This window comes from Bacillus sp. JJ634, assembly GCF_036962285.1.
GTDB classification, from domain to species: domain Bacteria; phylum Bacillota; class Bacilli; order Bacillales; family DSM-1321; genus Peribacillus; species Peribacillus asahii_A.
In genome coordinates this window covers 2,503-24,367 of sequence record NZ_JBALMU010000136.1, presented here as the reverse complement: position 1 = coordinate 24,367, position 21,865 = coordinate 2,503, and the positions used below count along the sequence as shown (strand labels likewise).

The 21,865-nt window shown below is 35.3% G+C and carries 15 protein-coding genes and 2 pseudogenes; 6 read left to right on the top strand and 11 right to left on the bottom strand.

Annotated elements, in window-relative coordinates:
* Nucleotides 1-75: 75 nt before the first annotated feature.
* Nucleotides 76-252 (bottom strand): hypothetical protein, encoded by a 177-nt coding sequence (locus V7068_RS18535; protein ID WP_499714005.1) that lies wholly within the window; start codon nt 250-252, stop codon nt 76-78.
* Between the two features lie 368 nt (nt 253-620).
* On the opposite strand from V7068_RS18535, the gene V7068_RS18530 reads away from it, so the two are divergent.
* A complete protein-coding gene (locus tag V7068_RS18530; RefSeq protein WP_499714004.1) occupies nt 621-1,103 on the top strand; it encodes a hypothetical protein in 483 nt (160 codons plus the stop codon).
* A 261-nt stretch (nt 1,104-1,364) separates the two neighbouring features.
* Here the strand turns inward: V7068_RS18530 and V7068_RS18525 are convergent, their stop codons facing one another.
* The gene (locus V7068_RS18525; protein ID WP_499714003.1) at nt 1,365-1,952 is read right to left on the bottom strand and encodes a branched-chain amino acid aminotransferase; all 588 of its coding nucleotides are present in this window, start codon (nt 1,950-1,952) and stop codon (nt 1,365-1,367) included.
* 475 nt (nt 1,953-2,427) lie between these two features.
* On the bottom strand, nt 2,428-6,771 hold the full coding sequence (locus V7068_RS18520) for a lamin tail domain-containing metallophosphoesterase family protein (RefSeq protein WP_499714002.1): 4,344 nt from the start codon (nt 6,769-6,771) through the stop codon (nt 2,428-2,430).
* A gap of 193 nt (nt 6,772-6,964) precedes the next feature.
* On the opposite strand from V7068_RS18520, the gene V7068_RS18515 reads away from it, so the two are divergent.
* The gene (locus tag V7068_RS18515; protein ID WP_499714001.1) at nt 6,965-8,077 is read left to right on the top strand and encodes an NAD(P)/FAD-dependent oxidoreductase; all 1,113 of its coding nucleotides are present in this window, start codon (nt 6,965-6,967) and stop codon (nt 8,075-8,077) included.
* Nucleotides 8,078-8,121: 44 nt separating this feature from the next.
* On the opposite strand, the gene V7068_RS18510 is transcribed toward V7068_RS18515, so the two are convergent.
* Nucleotides 8,122-8,748: a metal-dependent hydrolase gene (locus V7068_RS18510; RefSeq protein ID WP_499714000.1), complete on the bottom strand. Its 627-nt coding sequence runs from the start codon at nt 8,746-8,748 to the stop codon at nt 8,122-8,124.
* 201 nt (nt 8,749-8,949) lie between these two features.
* The gene (locus V7068_RS18505; RefSeq protein ID WP_499713999.1) at nt 8,950-9,312 is read right to left on the bottom strand and encodes a group I truncated hemoglobin; all 363 of its coding nucleotides are present in this window, start codon (nt 9,310-9,312) and stop codon (nt 8,950-8,952) included.
* Between the two features lie 248 nt (nt 9,313-9,560).
* Here V7068_RS18505 and V7068_RS18500 point away from each other — a divergent pair.
* Nucleotides 9,561-9,689: pseudogene (locus tag V7068_RS18500) on the top strand (YozQ family protein); the annotation flags it as partial.
* Between the two features lie 308 nt (nt 9,690-9,997).
* Here V7068_RS18500 and ystJ read toward each other — a convergent pair.
* Nucleotides 9,998-11,191: an NADP-dependent malic enzyme gene (ystJ, locus tag V7068_RS18495; RefSeq protein ID WP_499713998.1), complete on the bottom strand. Its 1,194-nt coding sequence runs from the start codon at nt 11,189-11,191 to the stop codon at nt 9,998-10,000.
* A gap of 734 nt (nt 11,192-11,925) precedes the next feature.
* Between ystJ and V7068_RS18490 the strand changes: the two genes are divergently transcribed.
* Entirely contained in the window at nt 11,926-12,666 is a 741-nt protein-coding gene (locus tag V7068_RS18490) for a uracil-DNA glycosylase family protein (RefSeq protein ID WP_499713997.1), read from the top strand.
* A 451-nt stretch (nt 12,667-13,117) separates the two neighbouring features.
* Nucleotides 13,118-13,429 carry a hypothetical protein gene (locus tag V7068_RS18485; protein ID WP_499713996.1) on the top strand — a complete coding sequence of 104 codons (312 nt, stop codon included), beginning with the start codon at nt 13,118-13,120 and terminating at the stop codon, nt 13,427-13,429.
* A gap of 327 nt (nt 13,430-13,756) precedes the next feature.
* Here the strand turns inward: V7068_RS18485 and V7068_RS18480 are convergent, their stop codons facing one another.
* Nucleotides 13,757-14,041 carry a hypothetical protein gene (locus V7068_RS18480; protein ID WP_499713995.1) on the bottom strand — a complete coding sequence of 95 codons (285 nt, stop codon included), beginning with the start codon at nt 14,039-14,041 and terminating at the stop codon, nt 13,757-13,759.
* 115 nt (nt 14,042-14,156) lie between these two features.
* Here V7068_RS18480 and V7068_RS18475 point away from each other — a divergent pair.
* Nucleotides 14,157-14,354: pseudogene (locus V7068_RS18475) on the top strand (DinB family protein); the annotation flags it as partial.
* A 97-nt stretch (nt 14,355-14,451) separates the two neighbouring features.
* Here the strand turns inward: V7068_RS18475 and abc-f are convergent.
* From abc-f to V7068_RS18455, 4 genes are all read right to left on the bottom strand, one after another.
* The gene (gene abc-f, locus V7068_RS18470) at nt 14,452-16,083 is read right to left on the bottom strand and encodes a ribosomal protection-like ABC-F family protein (RefSeq protein ID WP_499713994.1); all 1,632 of its coding nucleotides are present in this window, start codon (nt 16,081-16,083) and stop codon (nt 14,452-14,454) included.
* 346 nt (nt 16,084-16,429) lie between these two features.
* Nucleotides 16,430-16,954, bottom strand: coding sequence for a hypothetical protein (locus V7068_RS18465; protein WP_499713993.1), 525 nt, complete (start codon nt 16,952-16,954; stop codon nt 16,430-16,432).
* Between the two features lie 325 nt (nt 16,955-17,279).
* Nucleotides 17,280-20,276 (bottom strand): PAS domain S-box protein, encoded by a 2,997-nt coding sequence (locus V7068_RS18460; RefSeq protein WP_499713992.1) that lies wholly within the window; start codon nt 20,274-20,276, stop codon nt 17,280-17,282.
* Between the two features lie 697 nt (nt 20,277-20,973).
* Nucleotides 20,974-21,129 carry a hypothetical protein gene (locus tag V7068_RS18455; RefSeq protein ID WP_499714006.1) on the bottom strand — a complete coding sequence of 52 codons (156 nt, stop codon included), beginning with the start codon at nt 21,127-21,129 and terminating at the stop codon, nt 20,974-20,976.
* Nucleotides 21,130-21,865 lie beyond the last annotated feature (736 nt).

The window sequence follows — 21,865 nt, the reverse complement described above, 5'->3', positions numbered from 1 at the left end:
TATTTACACTATTCATGAAATAAGTCCTCCTGCCCAATACAGGTCATTCTTAAATCATGAAGTTGTTGATTTAATTTAAACTTCTATACTCTTCGCTTGCCGTTGATAAAATAAAAAAGCGTCAACACTCCATTGACTAATGTAATCATCATTAATTCCTTTTAAAATTAATAATTTCATAAGATGTCTTACCTTTATAAACCCCGTTTTCCCTCTGTATTTCCCTGAATTCCTATAAACGGTCCATAACATGATCTTACCCCAAATAAACTCCATACTGGGAAACATCTGTCTGTATTTATTTGTAAGCATCAAAAAGCCGAGGATTTAAACCTGGACTCTCTCATTGAATTTAATGTTTTGCCACTTTGGTAGTTGCCTTTCAATTGCACAGTCATTGCTTCATCTTTCTCCCAATCATTAATGAACCACTTTTTCTGTTGAATGATTAACAGGAAAGATATTTTTTTGTTTAAAATATGGATATTTATTCAAATCTCACTTACCAACCAGTTATTAACTCGGTTTTTACTTTAGATAAATATATTTATCTAAAGTAAAAAACAAGGTAATGTGTCAACCCCTTTCTTCAATAAACTGAACCAGAGAGGGGATGCCTAATGAGAAAAATTTTATTTAGATACTTTTTTTTACTCATAAGTGTGTTTTTGGTTGGGTGCGGAAGTGACCCTGTACAAGAAGATTTATTGAATTATGTGAACAAAGAACTAAAACAAGCTGGAGAATTAGAGAACATAGCACTCGATGCCTACGAAAGCGTTACAGGACAAAATTACAAGGACGATCAAACCATGTACGACGTTATCTCCCTTACCGTTATCCCAACTTATCGAGATTTTATTACGGAATTAGAAGATGTTAAAGCAGAAACAGAAGAAGTAAGAAAATTACATGAGCAATATATTGAAGCTGCTAATATACAACAAGATGCATTTAGCATCATTTTAACAGCCCTTGAGAATCAGAGTCATGAAAAAATGAGTGAGGCAAACGCAAAACTTGCGGAAGCTAGGAAGATGTTGAGTGATTATAACAAAGGAATAGAAGACTTAGCAAAAGAACACAATGTTGAATTAAATTGAACAACCATATAAAATACAATTCAAAATTTGCTAATGCTGCATACTAAATGACCATTTAGTAGCTTAGATAATTTAACACGAAGGAAACCTCCCACTATGTTCAGATAAAATAAGAAAACCCTTGTCATGTCAAGGGTTTTCTTATCTATTGGTAGATTACATTTTGATAGTTCTGCAGCACATCGGCAGTCTCAATCACTTTCACTTGTATTTCTTCAAATATTAATGACTCACCGCCAATAAAGTTTATACGAACCCTTATTACTTCTCTTCTATCGCTTCCATCAACTTAAATAAAAATTGATAAATAAACTGATATGCTTCACCAATGGTCATATCTTCTGTAAATCCTTTTACATCGTTTAAGGAGAAATTAAAGTTCCATAGACCATCTTCTGCGCTAAATACCAACGCAAATTTTGCATTTTCTCCTTGTAGTTCAGCTTGTAAATAGCTTCGAATTGCTTTGTCATATTTCTTCTGCAGCTTTAACCCTAATAACGCTTCATATGTACCGAATAAATCATCGACTTCTAATGAAACGGCATCGACGCCAATAAGCTCAAACCACTTCGATTCTAGATAAATAAATTCTTTTTGGTTTGTTTTTAGAAAAGTTAATGGTTGGTGTAAAAATTCTGATGTTTCTACAGCGATAAGATTTTCAAATTCTTTATCGGAACGCTCAATATAAGCGTCGGTAAAGCGCGCGTCTGCATCCTTTTCTACGATCGTCATGCCTCCTTCAAGCAATTGATGCTTTTCTACATATTCTTTCTCTTCTTTATGTAAGGCAACCTGGTCACCCTTGAATGTCTTAATATGTTGTTCAATCTGGGTTTTTAGCATATTTTTATTCCTCCTGATGGTATCAATCTCTTCTAGTATGAATCATTCATCGCTCAGTGTCCAATCTGGTTTAGGCACGGGGATATTGCTCTAGTCCTTCAGATATTTAAGTAGATTTTTAAGAATTTGTTTATACGCTCTAAATAAAAAGCAGGAGGAGAAATATGCGTTCAACTAATATCAGTCGTACCGTTATTTAAACGCTTTCATGGTCTCTTTTTATTTTTGTGTGCCTTTATCATTGTTTGTGGTAGGTTTGACTTGGTGATTTATGGGTACTTATGGAAGAGTGCAATTAACAACAGTTCAAGCAGGCACTTCGAGAAGCTATGCTCTTATAGGTATGATGTGCGATGCTTTTTAGTTCAACTTCCACCAGTGATGGATGAAGAAAAACCTCCACTGATGGAAGACATTAAAATCTTTTCTTTTCGATGAACGAACGTTTTATATAAAAACACAGCTCCCTCTTACATTACGGATTGTTTGTCCGGAATGTCCAAACCTTTGAACGAGTCTGGCCGTTATACTTGTCAGACACCTCTACATACCATCCGTATTCTCGATTTTTCTCAAGACCTGTCCACACCATTTCTGCCATTTGTTGATTCGCTACATCCTTTACTTCACCAATTTTTTCATCAGTATATATATTAACTTCAAATAAATCGGTGGAGACCACTTTTTCTTTCGGTGTTAAATCTGTCTCTATGACAAATTCATCTTTGCCAGGATAGTTTTTCCGATTGTAGTAGTTATATCGATTAAGATATGGAGAATACGTTTTCATATAGATTTTATTCTCTACAGGATCAACCTGCATCATGCGCAAAAATCCTTGTCCACCTTCTGCCCCGCCTTGATAGTCCGCAAGCATTTGATATACTTTTCGGTCAATGACACCATCTTGATTATCGTCTATTTCATTAATTAATGTTTCACTGTCATGGTAATGGCCGGATAATACGACAATGACATTTTTATTCGGTAAGACAACATCGTTATAAATTTTCTCTCCAATCGGGCTGCGCTCTCCTGTGACAAGCAAATATTCATGAAAGCTTAAAATGGCTTTTCTTTCAGGATATTTCGCAAGAACTTTATTAATCCAAGCTATATCCTTATTACTTACTCCCCACCCCATATAAAGCATAATAAAATCATTGCCCTTTACACTAATCAAATCATAGTGACCTCGGTTATTTTGATAAGATTCACCATAATAATTTTTGTTTTTAAAACGATTAGCTCCAAAATATTTACTAAATTGATGATAGTCACCTGTTTTATGGCCAACATCGTGATTACCAGCTAAAACACCATAAGGAATTTTTGTATGTTCTAAATAGCGCATATATTCATCTGCATAAGCCCATTGCTTGGACTCACTTGCTCGATCTACAAGATCTCCTGTATGAAATACATATTGAATATTTAGCGCCTTTCTTTGAGCAACAATCCATTCTGTCATATTTTTATAAATATGAGGGTAGCTAGCGCTATAGTATTGTGTATCCGACATCCAAATAAACGAATAATCAAATTGATTAGTCGCTGCAATTTCATCTTGAATCATGACTTGCACTTTTTGATTCTTTACATAGTGAGAACCTTTTACAATACTCTGAAGCTTAAAGTTCTCTTCGTTTTCTGCTATTTTCCAACTTTTGCGTTCCCATTTCGACTTTTCATAGTTCCAAACATACATGGATACTTTTCGTCCAATCAATGACTTACCTTCCCAACGTAATTCCACTTCGTCGTTCTGATTCACTTTTTGATCAAGGGTAATTTCAAAACGCTGATACGGAAATTGATTCGTTGATTTTGTTGTCACATATTTTGAATCAGCATCCATAAGAGCATGTAAAGCTGTAACTTTTTTCTCTCCTTCAGGAATCATCTCTTTTGGCGGCTCATGATCCACAGAATTTTGATAAACGACAACTTTATCCTGTTCGTTTGCTTTATATTGATATCCCTTCATAAAAGAAACATCGAGGGAATCCTTAGAGGGGTCGGATACTTTCACCCCAAGCTTTGGAGCTAATGATATATGATTTGCACCATCTAATGGACTTACAACTTTAGGTTTATCCGGCTTTTCCTCAACAACTTGAAAATGTACATTCTTAGAAGCTTTATTACCTGCTCGATCCACTGCTATAATCTGAAACGAATGCTGCCCTGGTGTAAGTGCTGCTGATGATGTTTGATAAGGCAATGTAATATCCTTTCCATCGAGCTTCGCCGTCATTGTTTCAACACCGGACAGTGCATCTTTCGTTTTAGCATGCAGCCTAATATCACCTTTATATATTTTTCCTTCTTCAATAGACGGTATAATAACAGGTGCACTATTATCGACAATAACGGTTGATTTTTTTGATTTTCCATTATTGATTGCTTCGATTGTATGAGTGCCTTCCCCCACTTTTGTTGTGTCCCAGCTGTACATTTTCGCTTTATATTTATTTTTAGGAATAGAGAACGCAAAATTAACGACTGGTCTCGCTTGTTTGCTGTCACCAATAAACAGTTCCTTTGTCGGATCCGGGTATTTAGGATCATAAATAACGGTTCCATCTTTTAAAACAAGACGAATATTTTTAATATAAAAGTCATCCCGGTTTTGTTCAGAGTGTCGATCGAATGGAGACACTTTTGTACCTGAGCGAATGGAAATGACCGTGTTTTCTCCCCTTTGAAAAAACTTTGTATCAATTGGAATCGTTACTGCTTTATATTTATTGATAATATTGTCAAGCGTATGCAATGTTTCCTTCCCAATCGTCACCGCATTTTTAAAATAAAGGTTTACATTTTTAACATCAAAAGCAAAATAAGCGGGCTCTACTAACGTATATGATGCAGCGTTTGTTACATCTTGTTCATCAATCAGCAATCTTGTTTGTGAGAAGTTGTCGATATCATACGCTTTAATTAATACTTTGTCGTGTAATATTTGATTGTTTTTTATATTTAATCGAACACCTGGTTGGGGCTCTTCTTGTTGAATGGCAATTGATTTTGTTTCCGTTTTTGTTTCATTTTCTCCATCCGAAGCTACTACATAATAATCAAGTGAATGCTTTCCGATTAAATTCGTGGAGTCGATTGTATAATGAAACAAAGAATCATCAAAGCTTTCCGTTAAATCAACCGCATGAAACTCTTTTTCACTGTTATTTTTATAAAATAATCGCGCTGTTTTTACAACATGATTATCTTTTATATCGAATTTTAATGAAAGATCCTTCATTTCAGAAAGCGGTGCTTCGTAGCTTGAAAGGTCTTCAATGACTGGCTTGAGTGTATCCTCAACTGGGATTACCTTTTGAGATGGCACTTGTCTTTTAGATACTCTCCCTGGTGTCCCCAGCTTTTTCCTGCTGCTATATTTTTTCATTAAGAGATCACCAGGTTTTTTGGGAAAAGAGTAGAGAATGGCTTTGTTTTTTTTCACGTCTTTCTTGTTCCCTTGATTATAAAAAGCAATTGAAACTTCTTTGCCTGTATTCGTTGCAAGAACAATCCCGCGAAGATCTCTATGTGCCATCCCTACAGAATGTATTTGAACGATGTTAACATTTTCAGTTAAATTCACACCATAATGATGATTAAAATCTGCAATCGTTAAATCTTGATTACCAGCATTCATAATCCAAAAAATCATCGTTTCCCCAGAAGGAATCATAAGATTTTCCTTCTGTGGCTTCCAAATAAGGTCAGCATTATACCCTTCAAGGGAAAAACGGTACCGAATATGATAATCCTTTAAATCAATCGCTTTGGTCGTATTGTTATAAATTTCAATGAATTGATAGGCATCAAAATTCCCCGTATTCGTTGAATGTGGCATTAGTTCTGTCACTAATAATTCTGGTACTTTTTGTGAGTCGTATACTTTAACAGCATATTGCTTTGTTTTCTTTGTATTTGTACTATCGCGAGCTAAAATGCGGTAATATACATGCTTCCCGCTATATGTTTCCTGGGGAATGATTGCTGTATATATACTAGAACCCTTTTTTTTCATTGGGCTTTCAATCCAAACATCATTTTTATTCGTTCGATATTGAAGCTGCACATTTTTTAGATTGGTTTCATCGGTCACTTTCGCTTGAATAGAAAGGTCTTCTTTTGCTGCAATTAATTTCACTGGTTGATGCGTAATAACGGGTGCTTCTCTATCAATAAAATATACAGGTTCTTTCGGTACTTGGTTTGTAAGTAAGACTCCTGGTGTAGCTGGTTCCTCAGCTTGCATCACTTTCATCTTTTTTTTATTGATTGAAATTTGAAAGTGAATGCCAGTATTCTTGTTTACATGCTTTGGATGATACGTTGCCGTTGATAGAGCCTTCCCTTCCAAATCAGTCAGTATAAGTGTTTGTTTCGATTGATTCGATAAACCATTTGTTTTGACGGTTGTCAGCTGCTTACTAGATACACTCGTTTCATAATGTTTATTAAAATCGTTCAACGTTAAAGATTGATTCTTTTTATTTTTAATCCATATGACCATCGCTTTTTGTGAAGGAATCGTTTTGTTCTCTGTAAATGTCCATTCAACACCTTCGACAACTAGCCTAAAATGGCGAAGAGAGACAGGTTTATCGCTATTATTGTAAAGTTCAATAAACTCATATTCATCTTGTGTTGTACGGTTAGTTGTATCCACTGCTAGTTCTGTAATAAAAAGAGTTGGATTTCTCTGGCTTCCATTTAGCTTCTTCGCTTCTACAGGAATAGACGTAAATAATAATAAAAACATGATATAAGCTGCAAAAGAGAAATGGAAAAACTTCTTATTCATAGAAATCACCTAATCGTAGAATGTATTTTATATCGTAAATAAACGTCTTCATAAAAAATAAATACTTTGTGACATGTTCACTAAAAAAGCCATGATAAGTAGAAAAATAATGCCTATAACAGTAGTATTAAGATATACGTTTCAAGCTATTAGTGTTTCCTAAGTAAAACAAGAATATAAAAGGATGTTTACCATGAAAAAAATCATTATAATTGGTGCCGGAATTTTAGGAGCTTCGACGGCCTATCAACTGGCAAAAAAGGATGTAGAAGTAATTATTATAGACCGAAAAGATCAAGGACAAGCAACGGCAGCAGCAGCCGGTATTGTCTGTCCATGGATTTCACAGAGAAGAAATCAAGCTTGGTATCAACTTGCCAAAAATGGAGCTCGCTTTTACCCTCATTTAATCAAAGAGCTTGAATTGGACGGAGAAACCGACACAGGATATGCCCAAGTTGGTGCGATTAGCTTACATACAGAGGAAAAAAAGTTAGCAGGAATGGAGGAACGAGCGACAAAACGAAGAGAGGATGCACCTGAAATTGGTAATATTACAAAGCTTGATGCTGGAGCAACGAATGTTTTATTTCCCCCGCTCGCTGAAGAATACGCGTCCGTACATATAAGCGGAGCCGCAAGAGTGGATGGCCGTGCCCTTTGTACCGCGCTATTACGCGCCGCGCAGAAGCATGGAGCAACGCTTATTCATGGAGATGCCATTCTTCAATATGAAGAAAATCGGATTACAGGCATAACAGTAAACGATACATTTATTCATAGCGATGAAGTGATTGTATGTGCAGGTGCTTGGGCAAAACAGTTATTACAGCCATTAGGAGTAGACTTTAAAGTAAGCTTTCAACGGGCACAAATTATTCACCTTTCTTTACCTGACCTAAACACAAATGAATGGCCTGTCGTTATGCCGCCAAGTGATCAATATCTTCTTGCATTCGATAATCATCGAATTGTAGCCGGGGCTACCCATGAAAATATAGAAGAATTTGATTATCGAATGACAGCAGCTGGCTTACAGGAAGTATTTAACAAAGCACTGCACACCGCTCCTGGTCTAGCAGATAGTACATTTCTTGAAGCAAGAGTCGGCTTTCGCCCCTTCACACCAGGCTTTCTTCCTGTAATAGGAGCGCTGCCAAGCTGGGAAGGTATAATTGTGGCCAATGGCCTAGGATCATCAGGTTTGACCATGGGCCCCTATATCGGAGAACAGCTTGCTCAGCTTGCTTTAGGCCTAGAAGTCGAAATTGATTTAAGTCTTTATGATGTGAGCACGGCCTTGTGAAATGTAAAAAGCACTATCNNGATAGTGCTTTTTACATTATGTTATTAAAATTCCTTCTTGGAAAAAGGTAAAAACCATCTTACTCCCCTTTTATTAAAGGGAAACACCTTCATATCCGTAATTAAATGACTGATATAACCGAGCATACAAGTAAGAAACATCCCCTCAATTCCAACAGATGCTTCAAATTGATAAGCGATAATTCCAAAAAAAAGAACCCCAATAATAGAATGGGTATAACTACGATGCGCAACAAAAGAAGCTATAATCATATAAACACCTAATAATAAAATCCAATTTTCTTCTATGTACATACCGGCTGCTACAACTCCGATTCCCGTAAGTGTAAGCATCATTCTCTGAGTTAAGAAAGAAGCTAAAATAATCACACCTACACCAAGTCCTACCCCAATCCACCTCATTACATTAGCATGCTCTAAAAAGCTATATAATAAGATAAGGACACCCATTAGCTGCAATGTCGCTCGAGCAAACTTATAAGAAAACGTAATCTTATTACTAAGCTTCCCGTCCGTATCCATATCCGGTATTAAAGCTGTTACTCCCCCAAGTCCTACAAACATAATGGTTGTCGTCGGATCTGCTTGCATAGCATATGCTACAGCAAATCCCGTTGACGCACCTACTATCATATGTGCTGTACCGTTCAATTCATTAATTCTCCTAATTTTAGATTCCCTCATTATTATAGAACATTAGTTCTCCTTGTTCAACCTTTAATTACTCATCCAACTAACATTCTTCTACATTGGAAAAAGAAGATTTGCTCCGTCACTTTGACATAAGATTTTTTCAAACAAATAGAAAAAGCATGTTTTGATTAATCTTTTTCAAAACATGCTCTTTCTACTTTATTTATATAGTATATCGTCTCTAAGTGAGGCAACTTTCGTTAAAGCTGTATCTATATCAGCTTCTTCAACTCCATAGTGTGCAAGGGCATCATGAAGATGTTTTGCAATAGCATCAAAATGAACTGGCTGTATATTCATTCCTTCATGTGCTTTTGCCATTGACTTTCCTGAATATTGATTAGGACCACCTAAAGCAAAACTTATAAATTTTGTTTGATGACGTCGTTGTTTTTCCATATCTGTATTTTTAAAGAATTCATTAACGGTTTCATCCTTTAAAACCAATTCAGAGTAAAAATAATCCACAACCTTTGCAATAGCTTCCTCTCCGCCAACTTTTTCGTACAATGTTTGTGTCATAAACTCTACACTCCTATTTTGAAATTTGTATAGAAGTATTTTCCTCAATACTTTCATTTTCATCCCACATATTACAAAATTTTTTTGTGAAAATGAAAGAGATTACTGAATAATTAAGCTGATTCCACTCGTATCAGATTTAATTAAGTAGTAAGCCTAAAATAAAGTAAATCAAGCATACTAAAATAGAAAGGAGTGGAAAAAGTATGGGTAAGAAAAAGCAGATAGTAAATGAAGAAGATCTACTGATTGCTGGAAAGACTTTTGATCCTTCTGATTACGAAGGAACGTCTCAACTAGAACAAGGTTTGGCCATTACACATGAACAAGTCGGAGATGATTATACAGAAGGAACTGTGGACCAGCTTTCTAAATAGCCTAATGAATGATTTCTGTGGTACGTACACCAACCCATTCATTTTGTTTTACAGATTTTCCGAATGAGAAAGCTCATTAACAATGCCATAGTACCCTCTAGAGATTGGATGATAGTGAGGTTCAAATGCGAAGTACCATATAAAATCATAAGATTTGTGGTACTTCAAGCATTTGAAGGTACTACTATCTTTATTGATCTGTTTCAATATTAATAGAACTACTCCCACCTACTCACAAGCTGTTGATTTCATTCCCATTTTGGATTATGTAGATGACCTTTCACTAATCTATTCGCCAAAAATGCCCTTTAACTCCTTAATTTATTGATTTGAGCAACTCCTGTTTCCATTGCAGCCTCAGCCACGGCTTCTGCTACATGTGCCACCACTCTAGGGTCAAATGGATCTGGAATCACATAATCCGGGTTAAGCTCTTCATTAGTAATTAATCCGGCAATCGCATAAACGGCTGCAAGTTTCATTTCTTCGTTGATTTCTTTTGCAGATACGTCCAAAGCACCACGAAATACACCAGGGAATGCAAGTACATTATTAACCTGATTGGGAAAGTCAGAGCGTCCTGTCCCTACTACGAGTGCTCCAGCTTCCTTTGCCTCCTCTGGCATGATTTCCGGCTCCGGATTTGCCATGGCAAAAATAATCGCATCACGATTCATAGAATGTACCATCTCTTTCGTGACGGCACCTGCGGCCGATACCCCAACAAACACATCTGCCCCTACAAGTGCATCTGCAAGTGTACCTTTTTTCTGTTCTTTATTAGTAATAGATGCCATTTCCTCCTTAAAAGGGTTCATCCCGATTGGACGGCCTTCATAAATGATCCCTTTTGTATCACATAAAATGACATCCTTAACACCCATACGAAGGAGCAGCTTAACGATTGCAACTCCTGCAGCACCAGCACCATTTATAACAACGCGAATATCCTCTATATTTTTGGCAACGAGTTTTAATGCATTAATTAACCCCGCGGCGGTTACAATCGCTGTACCATGCTGATCATCATGGAAAATTGGAATATCACAAACCTTTCGCAGCCTGTCCTCAATTTCAAAGCATTGTGGTGCTGCAATATCTTCTAAGTTCACTCCTCCGAAAGTCGGTTCCAATAATTTAACAACCTCAACCATCTTTTCGGAATCTGTTATATCTAAGCAAATAGGGAAGGCATCTATGTCTGCAAACGCTTTGAATAATAAGGCTTTCCCTTCCATGACCGGCATAGCAGCCTTTGGACCGATATTCCCCAGACCAAGTACGGCTGTTCCGTTTGTAACAACTGCAACAAGATTCCTCTTCATGGTATAATCGTACACTTTGCTTTCATCCTTATAAATTTCTATACATGGCTCCGCTACACCTGGAGAATACGCGAGGCTTAGATCCTTTGCATTGCGTACGGGAACTTTTGAATGAACACCAAGCTTTCCTCCATTTTCCTTATGCATTTTTAGTGCTTCTTCACGTAAATTCCCCATACAATTCCTCTCCTTATGTTTAATTTAAAAGTGAATTTTACTTTTCACTTTTTTGATTATTATCATAATCGCGGTGCAATATTTCACTAATAGTAAATATTGTTCTCTATATTTAAAAATATAAGTATTTTTCAAAAAAATGCCAATTATAATTTTGAATTTTTTTACTATTCATACAAATAAAGCAAGGGTGAGCGATTGATCTTCGACCTCTCACTCTCCTTACTTATCGCTCGGTATACGGCAGTTCAGTTATGACGCAGTTGTTCACACTTTTGAGACCGCGTTGACCCCAATAGGGTTTACGAAGTTTCTGTCTAAGATTGGACCCTTAGAAATTATCATACGTTTTCCCGCTAGCCATTTAAAAACAATCCTGCTGAAATCCTTGTAAATACTGGCTTTTCTAACTCATATCTCGAATAAAATGTTTATTTTATCTTACTTAATACACAACTTTGAATAACAACAATATCGTTATAACGAACGTACGTATATGTATCTTTATCATCGAATAATAAATCCAAGTATGGGCAGTTTGAGTTCTGTTATCCGTAACTTCTTTTTTTATTTTATCGATAACTTGGGCAGTATTTACAGTAAGGTCTTTTACCTTACCCTTTCTTTCATCCATTTACACATATCTTTAAATGACTTTTGGTTATCAACATTGTTTAAATTAGAAAATCTCGTCCTCATGAGTTCATCTTTGTAAAAGAATTGGAGGAAAATGAATGGGAATTGTTACTGAAGCAAAATTTCATTTATTTAAAGAAAAAATATTTTCTCTAGAATTGCCCTTATCCGATAGTGATCTTTTAAATTCAACTTTCTTATTACAAAAGGATGAAAAGAAAAAACTAGAGATTTATTACACCCCTTTTGATTACATAAATGAGAATGCCAAGGTGGTTATAGTAGGCATTACACCTGGACTTCACCAGATGAAAAGAGCTTATACAGCAGTTATTGAGAATAGACATTTAAGTGATGAGGAACTCCTTCATCAGGTGAAAAAAAGTGCTAGCTTTGAGGGAACGATGAGAAAAAATCTCACAGCCATGCTAGATGAACTTGAATTACCGAGACATCTCGGCATTTCATCTTCAAGCGAACTTTTTGGTACAGCCAGTCACCTTGTTTACAATACTTCCATCCTCCCATATGCTGTATTTTTCAATCATCAAAATTTTAACGGTTCACGGCCCAATATTTTAACAACCGAAATGCTATTAGAATATATAAAAAATTATTTTATTAAAGATATCTCGACAATGGAAAATCCATTTATTATTCCTTTAGGAGTGAATGTAAGTAAAGTTCTCGACTATTTTTATAAAAATAAACCTATTTTAAAGGGATTCCCTCATCCTTCAGGGAGTAATGGTCATCGGCACAGACAATTTCGGGAAAATAAAGAAGATATGAAAAGACAAATGGAAAATTATTTTACACATAAATCGTTAGGAGGATAATATTATATATTCTTTATTGTCCTTCTTTGTATTCTGTTTGAAAATTCTACGTTAAAAGCTAAAACGATACTAGGTACGGGTGATATTTGATTTTATCTCTTTGTTCTTATAGAATCCGTTTTAAAAAATAAGCTGCTTTCACCCCTTTTCACCGTCAAAGAGAATGTCAGTTCTTTTTTATCTGAACATTTTACCTTCCACTGTTAAATTTTCCAACTTAAAATGCTTGTAGCAACAAAAAAGAAGCCAATCCACCTTCCACTTCCCCTTCGCTCACTATCGCATTGCTACGGCTTGAAGATGGGGGTCTCCTTGTCCCAAAAAAAGACAAAAGAAATTATTAAAAATGCAGATGGGTCCTCAAATAGGTATAAAAACTAAAGGAAAGGAAAATAGAAGGATTTACTTTCCTCTTTTATCTCTTAAAATACATAGAAGGAGGTAGAGTAACATGTACAAAAAAGCAATCATCCTTGTGATGCTCTCATCAATATTACTAGCATTAGTATTGGTTAGAGCTCATACAGCTGCTCCTGTTAATAATACTAAAAGCAATGGTTCCTCTGAATATACTACGGTGGAATACAAGATTACCAATATTGAGGGTAATCAGTACTATGGAAAAGGTGATGACGGAACCGAGATTCGTTTTTCTGATAAAAATATCCTTTCAGGTGATAAAATACAAGTTCATGATAAGGTAATATGCTATTTTGAAAAGAATAATTTAGGTAAAGGATTAGTAAAAGTGGAGAAGAAATAATATCAAGGGGGCCCTTGTGTCCACTTAAAACGAATGTCATTTGCCCGTCCATACTTTTTATCTATAGCGTTCTAGTGTTATTAGAAACATAGAATCTCAATATCCTTTTCATCTATAAATGATGATATTAAAATAATTTATTTAGGAATTCAATCTCGCTTTGGACAGACTTCACCTTTTGTTGAAGTTGTCCTTTTTTTTCAGTGTATTATCAACTGCATATCCTAAATAACTTACATTTGATAACTAAAATTAAAAATGAAGTTTTGATTTCAGTTACGTGCATAAAAAATAACATCCTATTTGGATGCTAAGTTTAATCCTGTTCTATTTAATTCTAACTCTATAATTACTTTTTTTCACTTTAAACACAAATTTATACGAAATAATCCCTGCGTCTTCTTTAGTATTATCAACTACATATCCTAAATAACCTGCATTCCAAGCTTCTCTATCCTTGTCAATTAGAACGATCATCATTTCTTGATTAAGTTTAGAATCAAGTCGTTCATAATGCTTAATGAATGTGTCAATCTTCGTTTGATCTTTAAATTCAGTTTCTCTTAATACTTGACCTGAGTATGCGTTTATATTTTGCATGATATATTTCATCTAACAACCTCCTACCCTCCATATATTAACATAAATTGTAAAATATTTTTAGATATGAGGCTAATTGTCACTAAAATTACATATAGGGGACATAATTTTAATCAAAATAATTTGCTCTTTGAGCCAAATACAAAAGGCGTTTGGCAGAGAAGAAACAAATGCTCAGATTTTAATGGGACTAATCAAACACATCGTTCATCATCGAGGGCAATTAACTATTCTTATTCGTCAAGCTGGGTTAAAACCTTTCGGGGTTTATGGACCTCCAAAGGAAGATTGGGTAAATTTAGGTGTCAAAAATCCTCCACTTTAATAAAAAGTTAAAAGAAATCTAAAAGAAAACGCTTGTTTCCAAGCGTTTTTTGTGCAAAATATAGTGTTGTTTGGGATGAGGTTTAAGATATAAATAATTACAAGATTTCATTTATTTGTTTCGTAAGCTCTTTAAATTTCTTGTCGAGTTCTGCGTACGCTTCATCGTTTGGAGTCATAAAGCTAAGCTTTCCTAAAACTTCTTGTCTTTCTGTTTCAAGCTTTAAACGTAATTCATCGAGGTTGTCTCTTTTTAGAGACACTTCATTCAATTGCTTTTGTATGCTGTTATTCGAAATAACGAGTTTGCTGCTTGTCGTTTTTTCAAGAAAATATCGATCATGCGAAACGACGATTAGTGTTCCGTTATACTGCGCTAACGTATCTTCAAGTTGTTCACGTGAAGGTAAGTCAAGATGATTCGTCGGCTCATCTAAAATAAGCACATCTTTTTCTTCTAGTATATATGCCATCAACTTACACTTTACACGTTCACCCATACTCATATTCCTAATCGGTTCTGTCCAATGAGATGTCATAAATCCTAAATGCTTCATTAAAGTTTGGACTTCCCCTCTTGCCTCGAATGTTTCTTGAAAAAAAAGCTGCTCAGGTGTTTGCTCAAGCGGTAAGTCAAACACTTCTTGCGTTAAATAACCAACTTTTGCAGATGGTGAGATCCATACATTACCCACAAAAGCTTCCTGTCCAGTAATTACTTTCAATAATGTCGTCTTGCCACTACCATTTGGACCTATTACCGCAACCTTCTCACCATGCTGAATCGTAAAATTGACGTTTTTAAATAATGTTCGTCCGTCAAAGGACTTTGTTAACTTCTTAACTTCTAAAAATCGTTTTCCTACCTTGTTGTTTGCTTTCATTGAAAAACGTACCGTATATTCTGACTCAACAGGTTCAGCTTTTGCTTTTTTAAGCTCTTTTTCAAGACGCTTTTGTTTGGATTTGACTTGTGCATCCATACGCTTTGCTTTTACGCGATAGTATTCTTTAACTCCTTCCTTTTTCGTCGATTGTGCATGAGCTTTTTTCGACCAAGAAGTCAGTTCATTCATTTGTCCTTCAATCCGTTCAACCATCTTTTGCTGTTTTTCATATTCACGCTGCTGGGTAAGTCTTTTCTGTTTACGAACCTCCATATAACTAGAATAATTACCCTTATGTTCAATCAGCTTTTTTCCTTCAATCGACCATATTTTTGTTGCAACGGCATCTAAAAAATAACGATCATGCGAAACAAAAATAATCGTACCTTTATAATTCTTCATTTTTCTATTAAGCAATTCTACCCCTTGCTCATCGAGGTGATTCGTCGGTTCATCTAATAGTAAAACGTCTGCATCTTTTGAAAAACCTTTTGCCAGGCGTGCTTTTAGTTTTTCTCCACCACTCAATTGTGAAAAATCATGGGTTGGTACATGCCACTTCTCTAGTAATTTAACTTCCAAAGGAGTCTTGTCTTCAGAAGAATGTGACTCGGTTTCTTGTTCAACCATAACTATTTTTAAGTCTTGTTGCAGCCATTGTATATGTCCTTGTTCCGGCACTAAGTCATCGTTAATTAATTGCAATAATGTAGATTTACCTGCACCATTCTTGCCAATAACACCGATGATATCTCCTTGCTGAACACTAGCATTTAGATCTTCAAAAACGTTAAGATCCATAACTGTATAGCTAATATTAGATAATTTCAATAGTTCTTTCATATAATCTATCCCTCTCTTTAAAGGGAGGATAAAAAAAATCCTCCCCATTCATTTGGAAGGATTAGCCGTACCTTTGCATAATCAAATAAGCTATTTTCATTAATAGCTCTACAATTTATAGAAAATGGGCAGACTAATCCTATTTGTTATGATTTGAAATATGCGATTTCAAATTTTAAAAATAAGATTAGTTAATCATCGTCCACCCATCATCCCTTCGAATATTATTAAAATTAGTATAGCACAAACTCATCTTTAAAAACAAAAGTAAATCCAGTTATATAGAATCTTTAAATCCTAACAACTCAATATGAAATCCATAATTTTTTCTCTAGACTAACGTTAATTATTTCTTCTCTTTTACTTCGTATTTCGCCTCTGTATAGCCTATAACAGAACCATTATTGGGATCATCGTTATTAAATTGAACGACTGATACTGTGTGTATTCCTGGCTTTAACATACTTTCCTGCAAATTCACTGATGTTTGTGTTAGTTCTCCAAACTGTTCTGTATTAGAAAACAGCTTATCCACATACACAAACGATTGTTTGCTTCCATCAAAGTTTTCAGCATCCATGCCAATTTGAATAAGGATATCCTCTTCAGAAACAAATAAAACTGGAGTATTTCCATTTTCAGATGTACCAGCAGCAGTACTTAACATAATTTTCCCATTCCCTTTAGCGGTTGTGTCATTTGGAAATGGATATTTACTCTTAGTAGTCTCTTGAGTTTCATCCTTCTTCGGTTCCTCTGTCGTTTGATTTTCATTAGTGTTATTATTTTCTTCATTATTACTACAACCAAAGACAGACATAAGAAAAAATGATAAAGAAATAGTCATTAAAACTTTAGAAAAATACTTCAATCATTCCCCTCCTCTAAAATTCCCTTTTCATACACGTTAGCGATTTAAAACTAGAGTTCCCGATTAATGGATAAAATATGTTGTCAAGTTGAGACATTAGGAAAGACATAAAAAACAAGACTTTAAGAAATACCTGCATCGAAAATGGATGAAAAAAGAATCAGCCATTGACTGATTCTTTTAATCACCACTATTTGTTTTTTTACATTAACTGAGTTGGAACGTTATCTCCTCAGTGAACCAATGGATTTTCTTGAACCGTATTACAGTGCTGCGAGATTACTTTATCATCCATCTAAATCGACACACAGGATTATGAATAAATCTATTCACGTACAAAAGAAGGCTTAATCGGCAAAATAACATCTACCGTAGTTCCTTGATTAACGATACTGTCTATACCCATTGTCCCTTCATGTTCTTGGACGATTTTTTGGCTAACCATTAGCCCCAGTCCCGTCCCTTTTTCTTTTGTACTGAAAAAAGGTTCGCCAATATTTTTAATCCGTTCTTTAGATATCCCCTGACCCTGATCAATAAATCTAAACAAAATAGAGTCAGCACTGTGCCAAAGAACCTGAATTTTAATGACTCCTCCGTTCGGCATAGCTTCTACTGCATTTTGAAGAATGTTCATATACACCTGTTTCATTTGGTTTCCGTCACAATAGATAAGCGGTAAATTTTCACTATACTCTTGCACAATTTGAACATTTTTCAATAAAGCTTGTGTCTCAAATAAAAGTACCACTTGTTGTAAAAGAAGCCTTCCATCTATTTCTTTCATTTGCGGTGCTTGAGGCTTGGCAAGTGATAAAAAACCCTGAACGATATCTTCTAATCTATCAATTTCAGACAAGATAACATCCGTATACAAGGGGTTATTTGTTTCGTTTTGTAATAACTGAATAAATCCCTTTATCGAAGTCAGTGGATTCCTTATTTCATGTGCTACTCCCGCAGCCAATTGTCCTGCAACGGAAAGTTTTTCTGATTTGCGTATTAATTGATCCGCCTTTTTTCGTTCCGAAATATCACGAGCTACTATAACAAGATGTTCAACTTCATTATTTCCATCCAGTACAGGAGTTCCCCAAGCCTCTACATAGACCCAACCTCCACTAACATGTTTACATCGGAATTCAATGTAGCAAGGTGTCTTCGATGAAATTGAGTTTTCATACTGATTTTGCACATAAGGAATATCATCAGGGTGGACTAAATCAAAAGCTTTATTCCCTTCATATACATCAGTTGGAAATCCCAATATAGTCTCATGAGAGGGCGATGCGTAGCGAACTATACACTTTGTATCCAACACGCCAATTAAATCTTGCATATTTTCTGCAATGAGGCGATATTTTTCTTCGCTTTGACGGAGAGCTTCCTCTACTTCTTTTCTTGCTGTAATGTCCCGAAACATTCCTTGAATAGCCGGCTCCCCATCATACATAATTCCAGTTGCTGTACCTTCCACATAAAAGATTGTTCCGTCAGGACGAATCATTCTATATTCCCAAAGTTCGACTTCACTCTCGTCTCCTTGTGCTAAACATTGTATCCGTTCAAAACCCACCTTTCGATCATCTGGATGAACAAAATCTAAAATAGGCTTCCCAAGTAATTCTTTAGGATGGATAAAACCTAAAACTTTCACTCCTGCTTTGTTCATATATTTAATAATCCCTTGACTGTGTACGACAATCGGTTCTGGAGATAGATTTACTAACCTTCTATACCGTTCTTTACTTTCTTCAAGGGCTTGTGCCGCCTTTTTTCTATCGGTGATGTCACTATACATAGTTAGAATGGCAGAACTTCCGCCATAAGGGATAGACACACTGCCAATTTCAACATCAATCACTTCTCCGTCCCGTGCTATCAGCTTCATTTCTGTTATCGGCAGTTCTTCTCCCACTTCAGTTTGAGCTAGCCTCTTTTTAGAAAGTTCATAAGAATCTGGGTGAAGACAGATGGAGATTTCTTTCCCTACTACGTCCTCTTCCTTTATCGTTTTCAAAGCGCATGGATTCGCGTAAAGAAATTTTCCATCCCGATGAATGACAATCCCTTTAGGAGAATATTCAACTACTTTTTGATATCGCTCTTCACTTTCTCTTCTTTCGGTAATATCAATACAGGAACCAATAACTTCAACTACTTCTCCACCTCTTTGGACAGGACGCAAAGAGGCAAGATACCAAATGCCATTGACTTCCTCTTCATAGGTAACATTCTCCTTGTTTTCCCAAGCTCTTCGATAATAATGGGCTTTTCTTTCTGCTATATCATCAGGTAGAAAATCTCGTAGTCCCTTTCCTAAGATTTGTTCAGGTGTCAAATTCATTCGGTACAATAATTCCCCATCACATAAGGTATGGATAAATTTTTTGTTATATTCAATAAATTTAAACGTCATCCCTTGTTGCTGCCTTAAGGTATCCCGCAATTCTTGACGTGCTTGTTCTAACTCTTCCTCTAACCATTTTTGTCTACTGAATTCTTGTGAAATCCCTTCTCGATGAACAATCTGTTCTATTTGATAAAACTGCTGTATCAATTGATCAGGAGGTAAAGGTTCACTAAATAAATAGCCTTGCCCCATATTACAAAGATTCTGTTGAAGGAAAATTAAATGTTCTTTCGTTTCAATCTCTTCAGCAATCACTTCCAGCTTTAATTGGTGAGCCATTGCAATAATAGCTTTTACAATTGTGGCATCCTTCTGATCTACTCTACAATTACAAATAAAAGATTGGTCTATTTTGATACTATCAATAGGAAATTCTTTTAAATAATGGAGAGGACTATAGCCTGTTCCAAAGTCATCCAAACTAAGCCGGATACCGAGACGTTTTAATTCCTTTACGACAGGAAGAACATCATGAACATTCATCATTATATTTTCTGTAATTTCAAGTTCCAAATATTCAGGAGCAAGTCCCGTTTCTTCTAAAATAAGCCGTACTCTCTCAACTAAATTCGGTTGATAAAGCTGACGAACGGACAAGTTAACAGCCATCACCATAGGGGATATACCGGCTTCCTGCCACGCTTTGTTTTGCTCACAAGCTGTGCGCAATACCCATTCACCTATTGGTATAATCAAGCCTGTTTCTTCAGCAAGAGGAATAAAGTCTAATGGTAAGATCACTCCTTTTTCTGGATGTTCCCAGCGAATCAAGGCTTCTACTCCATTAATTTTCCCTGAATCCAGATGGAGTCTTGGTTGATAACAGAGACTAAACTCTTTCTTTTCAAGTGCAGTCCTAAGATCAGTTTCTAACATACATGTTTGATTGGTATTTTTTGATTCCAGCATTGTAGCACCTCAAATTACCGACCCTCTATCGTTATAACGATTTAACTTAGACGTACGGCATTGCTTCTCTGTTTTTTTTATAAAATTACCTTTTTCGGTAAGTAGTTTTCACTTACATTGTAATCCATGAGTCAAGTTGTAACATTTCTCCTAAGATGAAATATCTAAATGATTACCAGTTCAATATAATTATATAATTTTTTCAGTGCTGTTTGATACTATTCACTATAAAAATAAATCAATTTTCTTTTGCTTGATTTGTCAAACTTATATTGAATAAACATTAGTTCGTCTTCTTCAAATACAGTATCACAAATCAATGAAAAAAGGCTTGATTCTATTTTACTTCGTTAAACTCATATTGAGTATAATTTAAAATCTTGATAGCTTATTCTTTGTTCCTTTTCTAAAAAGCTCGGTTATAGGACGTTGTTGATTTTTGGCTCCTACTCGTGTGAAACCTTGGTCTCACACACCTTTCAGCAAGACCCTCCTCAAAAATAACTATGAAATTTTAGTAAGTTAAGTTCAAAAAAAGAGACTGACTTTTTATAGTCAGTCTCAGGTGACGCAAGGTGCTTCCTTACGTCTTATATATATTATTCAAATAGTAAGACAAGTGTTCCCCATTTTAAATTCAGATAAAATAATAATAATGATTAACTTGTCTAACTTAAAAGGCAACCACCTTAGTTCATTAAATATGCTTTAATGCCTCTATTGCTGCATATTGAGATTCTCGTTCAGTTACATTCCAAAGCGTAAGGGTAGTGTTCTCCACTCGATCTATCGATGGCAAACCATGTTCGTTTATAAATTGTTTATTCGATGAATGTCTAATAGGTGCTCTAATACCTAGAAATTAAAGTTGGTTTCTCATATATTTTTTAGACCACTTAGCTTATTCAACATTAGAATTTTTCGTATACAAATCCATCAACTTTTCAATATACGCATTCATCTAGTCCCTCCATTAACTAACAATAGGCCCTTTGAGAATTACTAGCACTAAAATCCCGCTCTGTATAATGTTCTCGAGAAGACAATTATGATAACATTATAGTCTAAATCACACGAGGAGTGAGCACAAATAAAGCAGATTCAATTAATTAGAGACTTACCAGGAACAAACTTTATAAAAGGAACAACATTTTTCATAATCGCGGAATCAGAATTTTTAGGTATCAAAAATTTTGTTCTCCAAGCTGAAGGATTGCAAGGAAAAATAACCATTACCGAAGAAGAGCTGAAAAATAAATTTGTTCTTATAAACCATTTATCAAGCTTCTAAAAGAACATAATCCTTTTAGAAGCATATTTTATTTACAGACAAAATGTCGATAATTTATCATGCGCTGTGACAGAGGATACATTTTCCTTTATAATACAAATTAGTAAATCATTCACTCGGAGGTTCTTATGAAAAACATCAAATGGAGTAAGCTTATTATTTGTTGGCTGATGATGTTTGCGTTGTTCGTTTCTTTTTCCTTGCCCTCTAATGACGCTTATGCTGCGTCCTCTACAAAGGCTAAGGTGATAACGAAAACATATAAGAGTAAACAATTTTTAAAATATCCTCAAGTCTC

Bases quoted from the DNA above. Each gene is read 5' to 3' on its own strand.
- V7068_RS18520 (WP_499714002.1), bottom strand. From the start codon at position 6,771: ATGAATAAGAAGTTTTTCCATTTCTCTTTTGCAGCTTATATCATGTTT.
- V7068_RS18535 (WP_499714005.1), bottom strand. From the start codon at position 252: ATGTTATGGACCGTTTATAGGAATTCAGGGAAATACAGAGGGAAAACG.
- V7068_RS18505 (WP_499713999.1), bottom strand. From the start codon at position 9,312: ATGACACAAACATTGTACGAAAAAGTTGGCGGAGAGGAAGCTATTGCA.
- V7068_RS18530 (WP_499714004.1), top strand. From the start codon at position 621: ATGAGAAAAATTTTATTTAGATACTTTTTTTTACTCATAAGTGTGTTT.
- abc-f (WP_499713994.1), bottom strand. From the start codon at position 16,083: ATGAAAGAACTATTGAAATTATCTAATATTAGCTATACAGTTATGGAT.
- V7068_RS18485 (WP_499713996.1), top strand. From the start codon at position 13,118: ATGTACAAAAAAGCAATCATCCTTGTGATGCTCTCATCAATATTACTA.
- ystJ (WP_499713998.1), bottom strand. From the start codon at position 11,191: ATGGGGAATTTACGTGAAGAAGCACTAAAAATGCATAAGGAAAATGGA.
- V7068_RS18460 (WP_499713992.1), bottom strand. From the start codon at position 20,276: ATGCTGGAATCAAAAAATACCAATCAAACATGTATGTTAGAAACTGAT.
- V7068_RS18525 (WP_499714003.1), bottom strand. From the start codon at position 1,952: ATGCTAAAAACCCAGATTGAACAACATATTAAGACATTCAAGGGTGAC.
- V7068_RS18480 (WP_499713995.1), bottom strand. From the start codon at position 14,041: ATGAAATATATCATGCAAAATATAAACGCATACTCAGGTCAAGTATTA.
- V7068_RS18515 (WP_499714001.1), top strand. From the start codon at position 6,965: ATGAAAAAAATCATTATAATTGGTGCCGGAATTTTAGGAGCTTCGACG.
- V7068_RS18490 (WP_499713997.1), top strand. From the start codon at position 11,926: ATGGGAATTGTTACTGAAGCAAAATTTCATTTATTTAAAGAAAAAATA.